This window comes from Leisingera sp. M523 (assembly GCF_025141335.1).
Lineage (GTDB): Bacteria > Pseudomonadota > Alphaproteobacteria > Rhodobacterales > Rhodobacteraceae > Leisingera.
In genome coordinates, this window is sequence record NZ_CP081036.1 from 3,713,559 (window position 1) to 3,726,073 (window position 12,515).

The 12,515-nt window shown below is 59.9% G+C and carries 15 protein-coding genes and 1 pseudogene; 8 read left to right on the top strand and 8 right to left on the bottom strand.

Annotated features, from left to right (window positions below):
• Positions 1-39 precede the first annotated feature (39 nt).
• Positions 40-906, bottom strand: a pseudogene (locus tag K3557_RS18470) (IS3 family transposase); the annotation flags it as partial.
• 216 nt (positions 907-1,122) lie between these two features.
• On the bottom strand, positions 1,123-1,956 hold the full coding sequence (locus K3557_RS18475; protein ID WP_259995621.1) for a LysR family transcriptional regulator: 834 nt from the start codon (positions 1,954-1,956) through the stop codon (positions 1,123-1,125).
• Between the two features lie 70 nt (positions 1,957-2,026).
• On the opposite strand from K3557_RS18475, the gene K3557_RS18480 reads away from it, so the two are divergent.
• Positions 2,027-2,956, top strand: coding sequence for an MBL fold metallo-hydrolase (locus tag K3557_RS18480; RefSeq protein WP_259995622.1), 930 nt, complete (start codon positions 2,027-2,029; stop codon positions 2,954-2,956).
• A gap of 368 nt (positions 2,957-3,324) precedes the next feature.
• A complete protein-coding gene (locus K3557_RS18485; protein ID WP_259995624.1) occupies positions 3,325-4,260 on the top strand; it encodes a DMT family transporter in 936 nt (311 codons plus the stop codon).
• 6 nt (positions 4,261-4,266) lie between these two features.
• Here K3557_RS18485 and K3557_RS18490 read toward each other — a convergent pair whose 3' ends face one another.
• Together K3557_RS18490 and K3557_RS18495 are read right to left on the bottom strand one after the other, a co-directional pair.
• Positions 4,267-4,521, bottom strand: a complete 255-nt coding sequence (locus K3557_RS18490) for a DUF6552 family protein (RefSeq protein ID WP_129372550.1) — start codon at positions 4,519-4,521, stop codon at positions 4,267-4,269.
• Positions 4,511-5,209 carry an SDR family oxidoreductase gene (locus K3557_RS18495; protein ID WP_259995626.1) on the bottom strand — a complete coding sequence of 233 codons (699 nt, stop codon included), beginning with the start codon at positions 5,207-5,209 and terminating at the stop codon, positions 4,511-4,513. Before K3557_RS18495 ends, K3557_RS18490 begins: the two co-directional genes overlap by 11 nt.
• 132 nt (positions 5,210-5,341) lie before the next feature.
• On the opposite strand from K3557_RS18495, the gene K3557_RS18500 reads away from it, so the two are divergent.
• Complete coding sequence (locus tag K3557_RS18500; protein ID WP_259995628.1) at positions 5,342-6,148, top strand: LysR substrate-binding domain-containing protein; 807 nt, start codon at positions 5,342-5,344, stop codon at positions 6,146-6,148.
• Positions 6,149-6,151: 3 nt separating this feature from the next.
• Here K3557_RS18500 and K3557_RS18505 read toward each other — a convergent pair whose 3' ends face one another.
• The 4 genes from K3557_RS18505 to K3557_RS18520 all read right to left on the bottom strand — a co-directional run bounded on the left by K3557_RS18505 (position 6,152) and on the right by K3557_RS18520 (position 8,960).
• Positions 6,152-6,523, bottom strand: coding sequence for a hypothetical protein (locus tag K3557_RS18505; RefSeq protein WP_259988787.1), 372 nt, complete (start codon positions 6,521-6,523; stop codon positions 6,152-6,154).
• 143 nt (positions 6,524-6,666) lie between these two features.
• Positions 6,667-7,626: an AraC family transcriptional regulator gene (locus K3557_RS18510; protein WP_259988786.1), complete on the bottom strand. Its 960-nt coding sequence runs from the start codon at positions 7,624-7,626 to the stop codon at positions 6,667-6,669.
• A 136-nt stretch (positions 7,627-7,762) separates the two neighbouring features.
• The gene (locus K3557_RS18515; RefSeq protein ID WP_259995630.1) at positions 7,763-7,987 is read right to left on the bottom strand and encodes a hypothetical protein; all 225 of its coding nucleotides are present in this window, start codon (positions 7,985-7,987) and stop codon (positions 7,763-7,765) included.
• 106 nt (positions 7,988-8,093) lie between these two features.
• Positions 8,094-8,960, bottom strand: coding sequence for a branched-chain amino acid aminotransferase (locus K3557_RS18520; RefSeq protein ID WP_259995632.1), 867 nt, complete (start codon positions 8,958-8,960; stop codon positions 8,094-8,096).
• A 162-nt stretch (positions 8,961-9,122) separates the two neighbouring features.
• Between K3557_RS18520 and K3557_RS18525 the strand changes: the two genes are divergently transcribed.
• The 5 genes from K3557_RS18525 to K3557_RS18545 all read left to right on the top strand — a co-directional run bounded on the left by K3557_RS18525 (position 9,123) and on the right by K3557_RS18545 (position 12,467).
• Entirely contained in the window at positions 9,123-9,626 is a 504-nt protein-coding gene (locus K3557_RS18525) for a MarR family winged helix-turn-helix transcriptional regulator (protein ID WP_129372557.1), read from the top strand.
• A 5-nt stretch (positions 9,627-9,631) separates the two neighbouring features.
• A complete protein-coding gene (locus K3557_RS18530) occupies positions 9,632-10,333 on the top strand; it encodes a response regulator (protein ID WP_259988780.1) in 702 nt (233 codons plus the stop codon).
• Between the two features lie 80 nt (positions 10,334-10,413).
• Positions 10,414-11,340 carry a histone deacetylase family protein gene (locus K3557_RS18535; RefSeq protein WP_259995634.1) on the top strand — a complete coding sequence of 309 codons (927 nt, stop codon included), beginning with the start codon at positions 10,414-10,416 and terminating at the stop codon, positions 11,338-11,340.
• Positions 11,337-11,579, top strand: a complete 243-nt coding sequence (locus K3557_RS18540; RefSeq protein WP_259995636.1) for an exodeoxyribonuclease VII small subunit — start codon at positions 11,337-11,339, stop codon at positions 11,577-11,579. The genes K3557_RS18535 and K3557_RS18540 overlap by 4 nt, the downstream gene beginning before the upstream one ends.
• Positions 11,580-11,582: 3 nt before the next feature.
• Positions 11,583-12,467 carry a polyprenyl synthetase family protein gene (locus K3557_RS18545; RefSeq protein ID WP_259995638.1) on the top strand — a complete coding sequence of 295 codons (885 nt, stop codon included), beginning with the start codon at positions 11,583-11,585 and terminating at the stop codon, positions 12,465-12,467.
• The last annotated feature ends 48 nt before the right edge of the window (positions 12,468-12,515 follow it).

Consider the following 12,515-nt stretch of genomic DNA (forward strand, 5'->3'; position numbering starts at 1 on the left):
CGCAAACTGAAACGTCAGCCCGGTCGTGACAGGAAAATGGTAGCCGCGCGCCTGGGCGTTATTGTCGAGCTCCCGCGCAACCCGCAGACCGGATAGCGATGTGTCGACCAGGCAGTTCAGGCACTCCCGGCCGAAGTTATCGATGGCGCACAGAACCCGGAAACGGCGCCCGTCTGGCAGACTGTCAGACACGAAGCCCAACGACCATCTTTGGTTCGGGCCTTGCGGGATTGCCCCCTTTTGGCAGCATGCTGTGCATGCGCCTGCCGGGCAGTGATAAGCGCACGGGTGCCAATCGCCCGTTTCCGGCCGCCACGCTTGCGCACAGCCAGGCCATCTTCACGTTAGATCCGATAGAGTTTCTTCCAGTTCACCTACCAGCCCTCTCGCCCAAGCAACAGGTGCTGCCGCCGGTAACCGAACCGCCGCCGTTCACCGGACAGTTCCTTCAGCCTCTCTCGCAACTCCGTGTCCGAAGGCCTGGTCGGCCGACGCCTGTAGACGCGCGGATCAATCCCGGCCAGGGCACAGGCCCGCCGCTGGTTGCAGTTCTTCTCTGTCATGGCCCAATCCGCCGCTCTTCGCCTTGCACCGGGCTTCAGAAGATTTTTCCCAGCATCTCCTTGAGCGTGGCCACATCCAGCATGTGCTCAGCCAGAAACTTCTTGAGCTTTGCGTTCTCAGCCTCCAGAGCCGTCAGCCGTTTGACCACTGACACCTCCATGCCGCCATCCTTCGAGCGCAACTTGTAGATCGTGCCATCGCCCCTCTCGGGACATTGCTGCGCACTGCCCTGCCGGGCAGTGGATGCCGTACTTGCGGCACAATTCCCTGGCCCCGATGCCGACTTGGGGTTCCTTCAGGATGCCAATGATCTTGCTCTTCGCTGAATCGGCTTTTCCGCATTTTCTGTCTCCTCGTGTGGAGAACAGGCTAACGTCAAAACGCGGACATTTCTGGGGAGCAGGTCAGTCAACATGACCTAATCCAAACAATTTGCTTTGACGATTTCGAATGTCCAGCAATTCCTTCGAAATCGTCCTGCACCATTTGGGAGGCGTGGAACGGTTCAAAAATACCTGAATGACAGGGCTTGCGCCAGCTTGAGGGGCGCTCAAAAACTCAGATTTCGTGCGTCGGTATAGATAATTCCTGAATGAGAATATCTTTGAAGAGCTGAACCCTTTTGGGCTGGTGTTGCTTGTGATGATAAACAAGAAACAGCGGCAGCGGAACATGCGGCCCGTCTGGTCCGTCCCCTTCTTCCATTTGTTCTGCAGCCAATGCCGCTTCGCACATCGATCGGGGAAGGTAGGCTCGAGCTTGGCCGCTTGCAACAAATGCGAGAGAAAGCTGCAAGGAGCGCGTGGAAAGTCCGTTCAGCTTGTCTTTAGCTCCAAAACGTTTTTCTAAGGGCCGCAACACCGGAAGGCTGTCGTCCCCGAGACGCCCTGGCGGGCCGACAAAGATGACTTCCGTGTCGTTCAAATGCCGCGCTATTAGGCTGTCGCCTCCAGGCGCCCCGCCCCGCAACGCCAAATCGACCCCGTCTTCTATGAAGGACGCCGGCCGGTCATCCACGTAGACTTTGATTGAGATGTCTGGATAGGTGGAGCGGAACCTGCCGGTGATCCCAGCAAACTGTGCCATCGGAAAAGCTGCCGGGATTGACACACGTACCTGCCCGGTGGCCTCTTGTGCCGCGCCAACGGCTTGGTGTGCCAGCATAAGTTCGTGCAAAGCTATCTGGCTATGCGCCAAAAATATCTTACCTTCTGCGGTCACGGCGACTGTTCGTGTCGAGCGGTCGAACAGGCGCACACCGAGCTGAGCTTCAAGTGATTTGATTCTTGTAGTCACCGTCGCGGCAGGCAGCCCGAGGCGGCGTCCTGCATCCGCGAAACTGAGGCAGTCAGCTACTTCTACAAAAGTTTCCAGGGTTCGCAGATCTGACACTATTCAGATTATCCGTTTAATGAATTCAGTATTTCGTTGGTTATGTGTGGTGAGAAACTGGAATAGGTCAATGGAGAAACACAAGGAGATGACAATGCACAGAAGAGATCTGCTCAAACTTGGCACCGTCGCCGCAGCAAGTGCCGCTCTCACGCCACTTTCCTCCGCAGCTGGCATTTCTGCATCTGATGTAACCGTCCGCTGGCTTGGAGGCGCGATGCTGGAACTCCGCATCGGCGATATATGTGTTCTCACTGACCCATGCCTGGGTGAGGGGACCGAGGCATTTGAGATGGGGGACCCGAATGAAATGTTCGATCTGTCCACAGGTCCGAACATCAAGATGCACAAACGGCTTACACCATTTCCAGGCATGGCGGTGCGGGAGTACGATGTTGTGCTGCTCAGCCATGCGCACGAGGACCATTTCGACCAGAAAGCACAGGCATGGCTTGGCGCCAACGGCCCCGTTCTCTGTTCCGCTCAAGATGTGAACGCCCTCACCAAGAAGGGCTTTGCAGCTCAGGCACTGAACCACGGAGAAAACCGCGCCTTCAGACGGGGCGATACAGAGGTTTCGATTACATCAATTCCTGCAGTCCACTCGCTTAACACAGGCATTTCCGGCATTCTCGGGCTTGGCAATGGTTACTGGCTGCAAGCGACAATTCGCGGCAAGACGAGCCATATCTACTGGGCCGGAGACACTTTCATGGCAGAGCCGGTGCAGTCAGCAGTTCAACAGTTTCCGGCGCCTGATCTGCTGATACCTCATATTGGGGCAGTTGGTACAAATGGGACATTAGGCCAGTTGTCGATGACTGGTCATCAGGCTGTAGAATTCGCGGAATTCCTCAAGGCGGGCCTGATTTTGCCTGCTCACCACTCGACATACGCGCTCTATCAGGAACCCGTGTCTAAGATGATAGAAGCGCACGCGATCTCAGGCATTCCATCGGTGCTGAACGTTTTGCGCGAAGGATCAGCGCTAACTCTTTAAGGCTGCCGCCTGAATTGAGTACTGCGCGGAACGAGAGCTCCGGCCCCGGTGCGGCCTTTTAGCAGATCGGACACCTTTTCAACGCTGAATACGACCGGCGGCTTCATGGGCGGGGGAAATTGCATGCACCGCTTCACACTTGGCCGCTACGCGGGCCAACCACCCGCCCATTTCCTCACTACGGCGGTCTGCCTCACGTTCTCGTGCCTTATGGGAAGGCAATTGGAGCGGTACAGGCAGTGACCTGACGGATCAGGTGGTTGGCATCGTGTATCGGCGGCTCCCGTCTAAACCGGCGCCATTTGCGCCTTCTCCTCACCTGAAATCAAACCATTGATCTTTGCGGCGCATGGGCGCAGGTTCACGCCATGGCAAAATCCTTAACATCGCATCGGCCTATGCTGGCGATCCTCCTGAAGGTGACAGCAATTGCCCTGTTCACCGCTCTGTCCGGGATCATCAAGGCGACATCAGAGCATGTGCCAGCAGGGGAAGCGGTGTTTTTCCGGTCGTTTTTTGCAATTCCAGTGATTGTGGTCTGGCTGTCCATGCGCGGAGAATTGCGGTACGGGCTGATCACCCAAAAGCCGATGTTTCACGTGTGGCGCGGCCTTGTTGGAACGTCGGCAATGGGGATGACCTTCATGGGGCTGGCACTGCTGCCGCTGCCCGAGGTCACCGCCATCGGCTATGCCACGCCGATCTTCACCCTGATTCTGGCGGCGCTGTTATTGGGAGAGACGATCCGGTTGGTGCGGATTTCCGCAGTGGCGATCGGTTTGCTGGGCGTGATGATCATGATCTGGCCGCGGCTTGGCGGGGACATGAGCGACGGCGCCATGCTGGGCGTGCTGCTGGTGGTCGGGGCGACGGTGGCCCGCGGCTTTGTGCAGATCCACATCCGCCGCATGGTGCAATCGGAACACACCGCGGCGATCGTTTTCTATTTCTCGCTGACCGCCTCTGCTCTGGCGCTGCTCACCGCGCCGTTCGGCTGGGTCATGCCGGATGCGCAAACCGCCGCACTGCTGGTCGGCGCCGGGATAGTTGGCGGGGTGGCGCAAATCCTGGTCACCTCATCTTACCGCTTTGCGCCTGCGTCGATGCTGGCGCCCTATGACTATGCCTCAATGATTTTTGCAATCGTCATTGGCTATGTCTGGTTCGAAGAATGGCCGACGCTGGTGATGCTTGCCGGTGCAGCGCTGGTCATTGCCGGCAATGTTCTGGTGATCTGGCGCGAGCACCGGCTTGGCCTGCAGCGCGGCAAGGCTAAGCCGATGATTGATCCCAAGGGGGGATAATTGGCTCTAACTTGACCAAATACCTGCAATCATCGCGCCAAGCGCTACAGCATGGATCAGCATAATTGCCCTGTCATTCCACAAAACGCCAACCAGGAACCATCCTGTTAGCCCGGCCAGGAACAGATAGATGTTCCAGGGATGAAGCCCCCAAGCGGTGGCAGAATAGCCAAGGATCTGTACGATGGACGCGGCCCATTTCAATAAAAAGGCCGGATTGACCTCGGTATTTCCGGGCAGGACCTGAGCGTCAGACTGCACGGGTCAATCCCCCGTCGACGCGGATGTTCTGGCCAGTTGTATAAGCGGCATCTTCCGAAGCCAGATAGGCAATCAGCGCAGAAATCTCACGCGAGGTGCCGTAACGGCCCATCGGAATGCGGGCCTTGCGGTCCTCGGTTTCGGGCAGGCTGTTGATGAAACCCGGCAGCACATTGTTCATCCGCACGCCTTGGGCGGCGAATTTGTCGGCAAACAGTTTGGTAAAGCTCGCCAGACCGGCCCGGAAGACGCCGGAGGTCGGGAACAGCGGATCGGGTTCAAACACCGCAAAAGTCGATATGTTGATGATCGATCCCTTGCCCTGTGCCACCATGATGGGTGCCACCAGACGCGCCGGGCGGATCACGTTCATCAGGTAGAATTCCATCCCCAGATGCCAGTCGTCATCGCTGATTTTCATGATGTCGCCCTTAGGGCCGTGGCCCGCTGAATTTACCAGCACATCGATGCGGCCCCAGCGATCCATCGCTTTGTCCACCAGCGCCTGAAGGTCGCTTTGCTCCAGATTTGAGCCTGTATGCCCAATCCCGCCCAGCTCCTGCGCCAAGGCCTCGCCCTTGCCGGATGAAGAGAGGATCGCGACCTGATATCCCTGCTCGTGAAGATGGCGGGCAGCGTCTGCGCCCATGCCGCTGCCTGCAGCGGTGAAAAGTGCAACTTTGGTCATTTTAGAACTCCTTTGCTTGGCCCCAAGGATGTCGGTTCAATCGCCGCTTGACCAATCATGTCTCATCGCGCCAGACTGTAGGAAAACTACTGGCTGACTCGGATGCGCCTGCCTAACCTCAATGCCCTGCGGATGTTTGACGCCGCCGCCCGACACCTGAATTTCGGCCGGGCGGCTGAAGAATTGCACTTGACCCAGGGCGCTGTGGCCCAGCAGGTGCGCAGGCTGGAGGCGGACCTGGGCCACAAGCTGTTCCGCCGCCACGCGCGCGGGCTGAACCTGACCGATACCGGGCGCAGCTATCACGCGCCGGTCAGGCAGGCTCTGGAACTGATTCACGATGCCACCGACAAGCTGGCACCGGCGGTGCAGCGTGTGACGCTTTCGGTGCCGCCGTCCTTTGCGTCGAAATGGCTGGTGCCGCGGCTGCCGGAGTTCGAGGCCGCGCATCCGGACATCGACCTGCGGGTGGTGGCGGAGGAAAGCCTGACCGATTTCAATCGCGACGGCATCGACATCGCCATCCGCCAGGGCGGTAAACCGCAAGAAAGCGGGCTGAATTCCGCCCTGCTATCGCTGGTGGATCTGGTGGCGGTGGCCAATGAAGATATGGCTCTAACTAACGAAAAACAGCCCGAACTGGCGGGTCTTACGACACAAACCCTGATCCAGGACGGGCACCGGCACTGGGACCTGCTGCTGCGGCAAGAAGGTCTGGCGGCAACGGGGCGGATTCTGCAGTTCAATCAAACCGCGCTGGCGATGGATGCCGCGATGAATGGCCAGGGCATTGCGCTGGTGCCACGGATTTTCCTGGGCACCCAGCCGCTCCGGATCCTGTGGCAAGCCCCACGCCAGGGGGACCAAGGGTTCTATGTGCTTTGGCCCAGCCAGAAAGGCCGGGCCAAAGCAGTTGTCGACTGGCTCCTGCGCCAGTAGATCTCAGGCCGAGGCCGTCTCAGCCCCTTCCGGCGCGCTGAGCGAGATCACTGCCAGAACCGCAGCCCCGTTCAACAGATAGAAGGCTGCGTCCAGCCCGGCAAAACCAAAGAGAAACGGTGCCGCCAGAAAGGTGAGACCGACAATCAGGTCAACCGTCAGATGCAACTTGTAGGGCAGCACCCGAATCAAACCCAGGTGGTGGTCGGTCAGCACCGTCAGGACAAAGGCAGCGATGCCAGTTGCCACCGACAGCCACAACGCCAGCGGGTTGCTTTCGCCGAGGCCCAGCAGGAACGGCAGCCCCATCAGGGCAATGGCCACAGGGTAGTCGAGATAGGCATGGATGGTACGGGTCACGAAACGCAAAGGCATGGGTCAGATCCTTGTTACTGAGAAAATCCTAGCCGCGTCGTTGGCGGCTCTGACCCCAGAATGCCTTACCCGGATCGAACCGTGAATTTCAGATAATCTCGCATATCTTGCAGATCGTTCAGAGATCCGGCCTTGGCTGTCATTCAAGCGGCTGCATGCTGCTGCCGGTAGGCCGCCGGCGAAATCCCCACCTGCTTGCGGAACACACGGGAAAACGCTGCCTCGGAGGCATAGCCGGCAACCTCAGCAGCATCCGCAACACTCAACCCTTGTTCCGTCAGCCCCTGGCAGGCGATCTGCATCCGCCAACCGGTCAGATACTGCATCGGTGTCACCTCCATCTTGGCGGTGAACTCCTGGGCAAAGGCGGTGCGCGACATGCCGGCCTCACGGGCCAGGCCTTCGACGCTCCACTCCTGTGCCGGGGATTGGTGAAACGCGGTCAGCGCCCGCGAAATCCGCGGATCGGCAAAGCCCGCCAGCGCCGAACCGCTGGGGCTTTGATGCTCCAGATAGGCGCGGATCGCCTGGGCAAACAGCACCTCTGACAGTTTCAGCGCAATCAGGTCGCCGCCTATGCGGGCGCCATGCACCTCGGATCCGATCATCCGTAGGGTCGCCTCAATCCAGGCGCCGGCTTCCTCGCCGTAGTTCTCGATCACAATAAAGGGCGGCAGGCGGTCGATCAGCATATGCCCGGTGCCGCGCCGCGCCGGCACACCCGCGAACGAAAAATGGCCGCAGATCAGCTGGGTATCGCGCCCTTCATCAGCACCGCCGTAAACCAGCACCCCGCCACCGTCATAACCGGCGTCCTCCAGCACCCGGTCAAGCGGCAGGGCGTCCAACGGCTGCACTTCGTTGCACAAAAGCATATGGGCCGCACCATGCGGGATCAGCACCAAATCGCCCTGTTTCAACCGCAGAGTTTCGCCGGTGGCGGGCACATGCAGCTTCAACTCTCCGCGTTGCACAAAATGGAACCGCGCCACGTTTTCGAACGGCGGCACTTGGATCCCGAAAGGCGGTGTAAAAGAGGTACGGAAATAGAGCGTGCCTTTGAGGGAAAGCCGGGTGAGGATATCGCTGAGCAGGTCCAACATGCCGCCTATGATAAGCACACGGCATCCAGCGTCCACGGTTCAGGACGAACTGCAAGGAAAATTGAACGGATCGCCAAGCCACAACACACGCAGGACCAGCAGGTCCGCCGCCTGCCCAGTGGCCACGGATCAGATGCTAGGTTTCAACAATACCGATTTGATAGTTTAAAAATTCCCGTTCCGGGATTTCCCGCAAGGCGTGGTATTCAGCATTTTGAAACACCTTGTCCACGGCATCCCTGTTAGGGTAGCGGACAATTGTCACCTTATCCGGATCCGTTATGCCACCGTGAAGGCAGTATTGTAACTGTTCATGATCAATCGCGGATTTCCGGCCGGTCTGACTGCCGCGGGTGCGCATCAATGGGGGCCGCCTCTTCCAGCTGCTATTTTCAGGTCGGCTCAGCGGCGGTAAAACAAAACCCCCGCTCGCAGGCGGGGGTTTTCAGTCCGGAAGTGAGGTACGTTTACGCGCGGACCAGTTTCTCGTAATCCTCGGCAATCTCGCGGGTGAGGGCGCCGACCTCGAATTTATACGGGCCGATCTCGCCGACCGGAGTCACCTCGGCGGCGGTGCCGGTCAGCCAGCACTGTTCGAATCCTTCCATCTCTTCCGGCATGATCCGGCGTTCATGCACGGTGATGCCCTTATCTTTGAGCATGCCGATCACGGTCTGGCGGGTAATGCCGTTAAGGAAGCAATCTGCCAGCGGCGTGTGCACTTCGCCGTCTTTCACGAAAAAGATGTTGGCGCCGGTTGCCTCGGCCACATAACCGCGCCAGTCCATGAACAGCGCGTCCGAGCAGCCCTGCGCGGTCGCTTTGTGTTTGGAAATGGTGCAGATCATGTAAAGGCCTGCTGCCTTGGCATGGACCGGGATGGTTTCGGGCGACGGGCGTTTCCATTCGGCAATCGCCAGCTTGGCGCCCTGCATCTTGGCATCGCCATAGTAGGCGCCCCAGCCCCAGACCGCGATCGCCATCCGCACCGGGTTGGCAGCCGAGGCCACACCCATATCATCGCCGGAACCGCGCCAGACCAGCGCCCGCACATAGGCGTCCTGCAGGCCGGAAGCCTTGAGCGCCTCATCCTTGGCCGCCTCGATCTGATCGACGGTATAGGGCATCGGCATATCCAGCGCCTCGGCGGAAGCTATCAGGCGCTCGGAATGTTCACGGCTTTTGAAGATCTTGCCGTTGTAGGCGCGCTCCCCTTCAAACACCGAGGAGGCATAATGCATCGCATGGGTCAGGATATGCACCTTTGCATCCCGCCAGTCGACCAGCCCCCCATCCATCCAGATCACACCGTCGCGGTCGTCATAACCTGCCATGCCGCACTCTCCTAAAATTCTGCGGGATTTCCATTTATTGCGCACATTATGTCCGAACGGAACATAATCTTGCGTCAAAGCTGAGATTCGATACATCTTCACCCTTGGAATGTCAACAACACTGACATAAACTGCATTGCAATACAGACGAGGGGGCACCGAATGCCTGAAGGCCGGACAGGGCAGGGATACGGCGGCGAAAGCCTGCTGTTTCTGACGGATGAGCAGCTGCGCCAGGGGATCGAGGCAATGTTTTTTGCCTACCGCGGCTTTACCGCCGATCCGGACCGGATTCTGGCGGAATTGTCCTATGGCCGGGCGCATCACCGGGCGGTCCACTTTATCAACCGCTCACCGGGAACGACGGTGAACAACCTTCTCAGCATTCTGGGCGTGACCAAACAGTCGCTGAACCGGGTGCTGCGCACATTGATCGGCGACGGTTTGGTGATCAGCAAGGTGGGTGAGCTGGATAAGCGCGAGCGGCATCTGTATCTGACCGAACAGGGCGCGGCGCTGGAGGCCACGCTATCAGACGCGCAGCGCGCCCGGATGCGCGCCGCCTACAAAGATGCCGGCCCCGAGGCGGTGCAAGGCTTCAAAAAGGTGCTTGAGGCAATGATGGATGCGGATATGCGCCGTGCCTATGCCAAGTTGCGGGATTAAGGCGTATGAGCATGCATGACGCCCATCTGCTGATCATTGACGACGACGAACGCATCCGCGGGCTGTTGAAGAAATTCCTGATGCGCTCCGGCTTTCTGGTCACCGCAGCGCGCGATGCGGCCCATGCCCGCCGGGTGCTGGCGGGCTTGGATTTCGACCTGATCGTCATGGATGTGATGATGCCCGGCGAGGACGGTATCTCGCTGACAACTTCCTTGCGCGAAACCATGTCCACACCGATCCTGCTGCTGACCGCCAAGGGCGAAACTGAGGACAGGATTGCGGGGCTGGAAGCTGGCGCGGATGACTACCTGCCGAAACCCTTTGAACCCAAAGAGCTGCTGCTGCGTGTCAACGCAATCCTGCGGCGGATGCCGGACACGGTTGCACAGGAAAGTGCGCCCAAAGTGCTGCATCTGGGTGCCATCCGCTATGACATCGAACGCGGTGAAATGTGGCAGGGGGATGAGCTGATCCGCCTCACCGGCACCGAAAGCCAGTTGATGAAGATCTTCTCGGCCCAGCCCGGCGAGCCGGTCTCCCGCACCAAGCTGGTCGAGGATCTGGGCCGCGACCGCGGCCAGGCGCAGGAACGCGCGGTAGACGTGCAGATCACCCGCCTGCGCCGCAAGATCGAGCCGAACCCGAAACAGCCGCAATACCTGCAGACGGTGCGCGGTGCTGGCTATATGCTGGCACCGGACTGAGCTGAGAGACCAGAAGCCGCTGCGCAGCGTTTTCAGGCCTCCGGCGGGGATATTTTTAGCCAGATGAACAGGGGATCTTTATGGCAACCGCGCTGATTACCCACGCAGACTGCTTGTCTCATGTGACGCCGGACGGTCACCCGGAACAAGTTGCCCGTCTTGAGCATATCCTGCACGCGCTGGAACCCTTGGACCTGAAACGCGTAACCGCGCCGATGGCTGCCGAGGACGACATCCTGCGCATTCACCCAGCCGGCCACCTGTCAGACTTGCGCAAGGCCTCTCCGGCAGAGGGCTGGGCGCAGATCGACGGGGATACCTTCCTGTCCCCTGGCTCGCTGGATGCTGCCTTCCGGGCTGCAGGCGCGGTGGTGCGCGGTGTCGATATGGTGCTGGGCGGTGAGGTGCAGAATGCTTTTGCTGCGGTGCGCCCGCCGGGGCATCATGCCGAAACAGATACCGCGATGGGTTTCTGCCTGTTCGGCAACGCAGCACTGGCTGCAAAGCACGCGCTGGATCATCACGGGCTGAAACGCGTCGCGGTGGTGGATTTCGATGTGCATCACGGCAATGGCACCCAGGATCTGCTGTGGGACGAGGTGCGCGCGCTGGTGATCACCAGCCAGCAGATGCCGCTCTGGCCCGGCTCGGGCCGCCCTGAGGAGGACGGCGCGCATGGCAATATCCTCAACATGCCGCTGGCACCGGGTTCGGGCCGGGCTGAAATGCAGGCGGCCTATGAAGGCCAAGCCTTCCCGCGCCTGCGTGCCTTCAAGCCAGAGTTGATTATCATTTCTGCCGGCTTTGACGCCCATCAGGACGATCCGCTTGCCAGCCTCAACTGGGCAACAGAAGATTTCGCCTGGATCACTGCCGAACTGTGCAAACTGGCAAGTGAGCTGTGCCAGGGCCGTATCGTCTCGACTTTGGAAGGCGGATATGATCTGAACGCGCTGGCCGCCGCAACGCGCGCGCATGTGGAAGAATTGATAAAGGCACCGGCATGACTGAGACCCCCGTAGACCAGATGAGCTTTGAACAGGCAATGCGTGAGCTGGAAGGCGTGGTGGACCAGCTGGAGCGCGGCGACGTGGCGCTGGATGCCTCGATCGCGCTTTACGAGCGCGGTGCCGCGCTGAAGAAACGCTGTGAGGATGAGCTGAAACGCGCCGAGGAAAAGGTCGCCGCCATCACTCTGGACTCCAACGACACCCCCAAGGGCACCCAGCCGCTGGATGCCGGCTAAGCCATGACCGTCGCAGCAGACGCCCGAACGCGCCCCTTTGCAGATGCATTGAAGAACGCACAGGCCAGCATCACCGCACATATGGAAATGCGGCTGGCAGGCAGCGACGAGCTGCACACCGCGATGCGCTACGCCATCACCGGCGGCAAGATGCTGCGCGGCTTTCTGGTGCTGGAAAGCAGCCGTCTGCACGGCGTCCCGGCTGAAGCTGCCCTTGAGGCAGCGCTCGCTATTGAATGCATCCACGCTTATTCGCTGGTACATGACGACCTGCCATGCATGGACGATGACGATCTGCGCCGCGGCCAGCCTACTGTGCACAAGAAATGGGATGAGGCGATGGCAGTTCTTGCCGGCGACAGCCTGCAGGCCTTTGCCTTTGAGCTGCTGGCAGACACCAAGGCTGGCCCCCACGCCCTGACCCTGATCCGCGGCCTGGCGCAGTCCTCCGGCAAAGACGGCATGGTGTCGGGCCAGATGCTGGACATTGCGGCAGAGACCGCCGACGCGCCACTGACGCTAGAGCAGATCACCAGGCTGCAGGGCCGCAAAACCGGCTGCCTGATCGAATGGTCCGCCACTGCCGGCGCGGTGCTGGCGGGCAAAGACCCTGCGCCGTTGCGGCAATTCGCACGCGCCCTTGGCCTTGCCTTCCAGATCGCCGACGACATCCTGGATGTGGAAGGCGATGCCGCCAAGGTCGGCAAAGCCGTTCGCAAGGATGCCGATGCCGGCAAGGCAACCTTTGTCTCTCTGCTTGGTCTGGCAGAGGCAAAAGCCCGCGCACAGTCTTTGTGCGACGAGGCCTGCACCGCGCTGTCGCCTTATGGCGAGGATGCAGCAACCTTGAAGGAAGCCGCGCGTTTCGTTATTGCGCGCGACAGCTAACCCCGCGCGCCACGCCCCGGCACCCCTGCCCGGCGCAGCCCAAGGAGA

Coding starts and splice junctions, on each gene's coding strand:
- K3557_RS18535 (WP_259995634.1), top strand. CDS start 10,414: ATGGCAACCGCGCTGATTACCCACGCAGACTGCTTGTCTCATGTGACG.
- K3557_RS18515 (WP_259995630.1), bottom strand. CDS start 7,987: ATGCGCACCCGCGGCAGTCAGACCGGCCGGAAATCCGCGATTGATCAT.
- K3557_RS18485 (WP_259995624.1), top strand. CDS start 3,325: ATGGCAAAATCCTTAACATCGCATCGGCCTATGCTGGCGATCCTCCTG.
- K3557_RS18540 (WP_259995636.1), top strand. CDS start 11,337: ATGACTGAGACCCCCGTAGACCAGATGAGCTTTGAACAGGCAATGCGT.
- K3557_RS18545 (WP_259995638.1), top strand. CDS start 11,583: ATGACCGTCGCAGCAGACGCCCGAACGCGCCCCTTTGCAGATGCATTG.
- K3557_RS18495 (WP_259995626.1), bottom strand. CDS start 5,209: ATGACCAAAGTTGCACTTTTCACCGCTGCAGGCAGCGGCATGGGCGCA.
- K3557_RS18525 (WP_129372557.1), top strand. CDS start 9,123: ATGCCTGAAGGCCGGACAGGGCAGGGATACGGCGGCGAAAGCCTGCTG.
- K3557_RS18510 (WP_259988786.1), bottom strand. CDS start 7,626: ATGTTGGACCTGCTCAGCGATATCCTCACCCGGCTTTCCCTCAAAGGC.
- K3557_RS18500 (WP_259995628.1), top strand. CDS start 5,342: ATGTTTGACGCCGCCGCCCGACACCTGAATTTCGGCCGGGCGGCTGAA.
- K3557_RS18480 (WP_259995622.1), top strand. CDS start 2,027: ATGGAGAAACACAAGGAGATGACAATGCACAGAAGAGATCTGCTCAAA.
- K3557_RS18505 (WP_259988787.1), bottom strand. CDS start 6,523: ATGCCTTTGCGTTTCGTGACCCGTACCATCCATGCCTATCTCGACTAC.
- K3557_RS18530 (WP_259988780.1), top strand. CDS start 9,632: ATGAGCATGCATGACGCCCATCTGCTGATCATTGACGACGACGAACGC.
- K3557_RS18520 (WP_259995632.1), bottom strand. CDS start 8,960: ATGGCAGGTTATGACGACCGCGACGGTGTGATCTGGATGGATGGGGGG.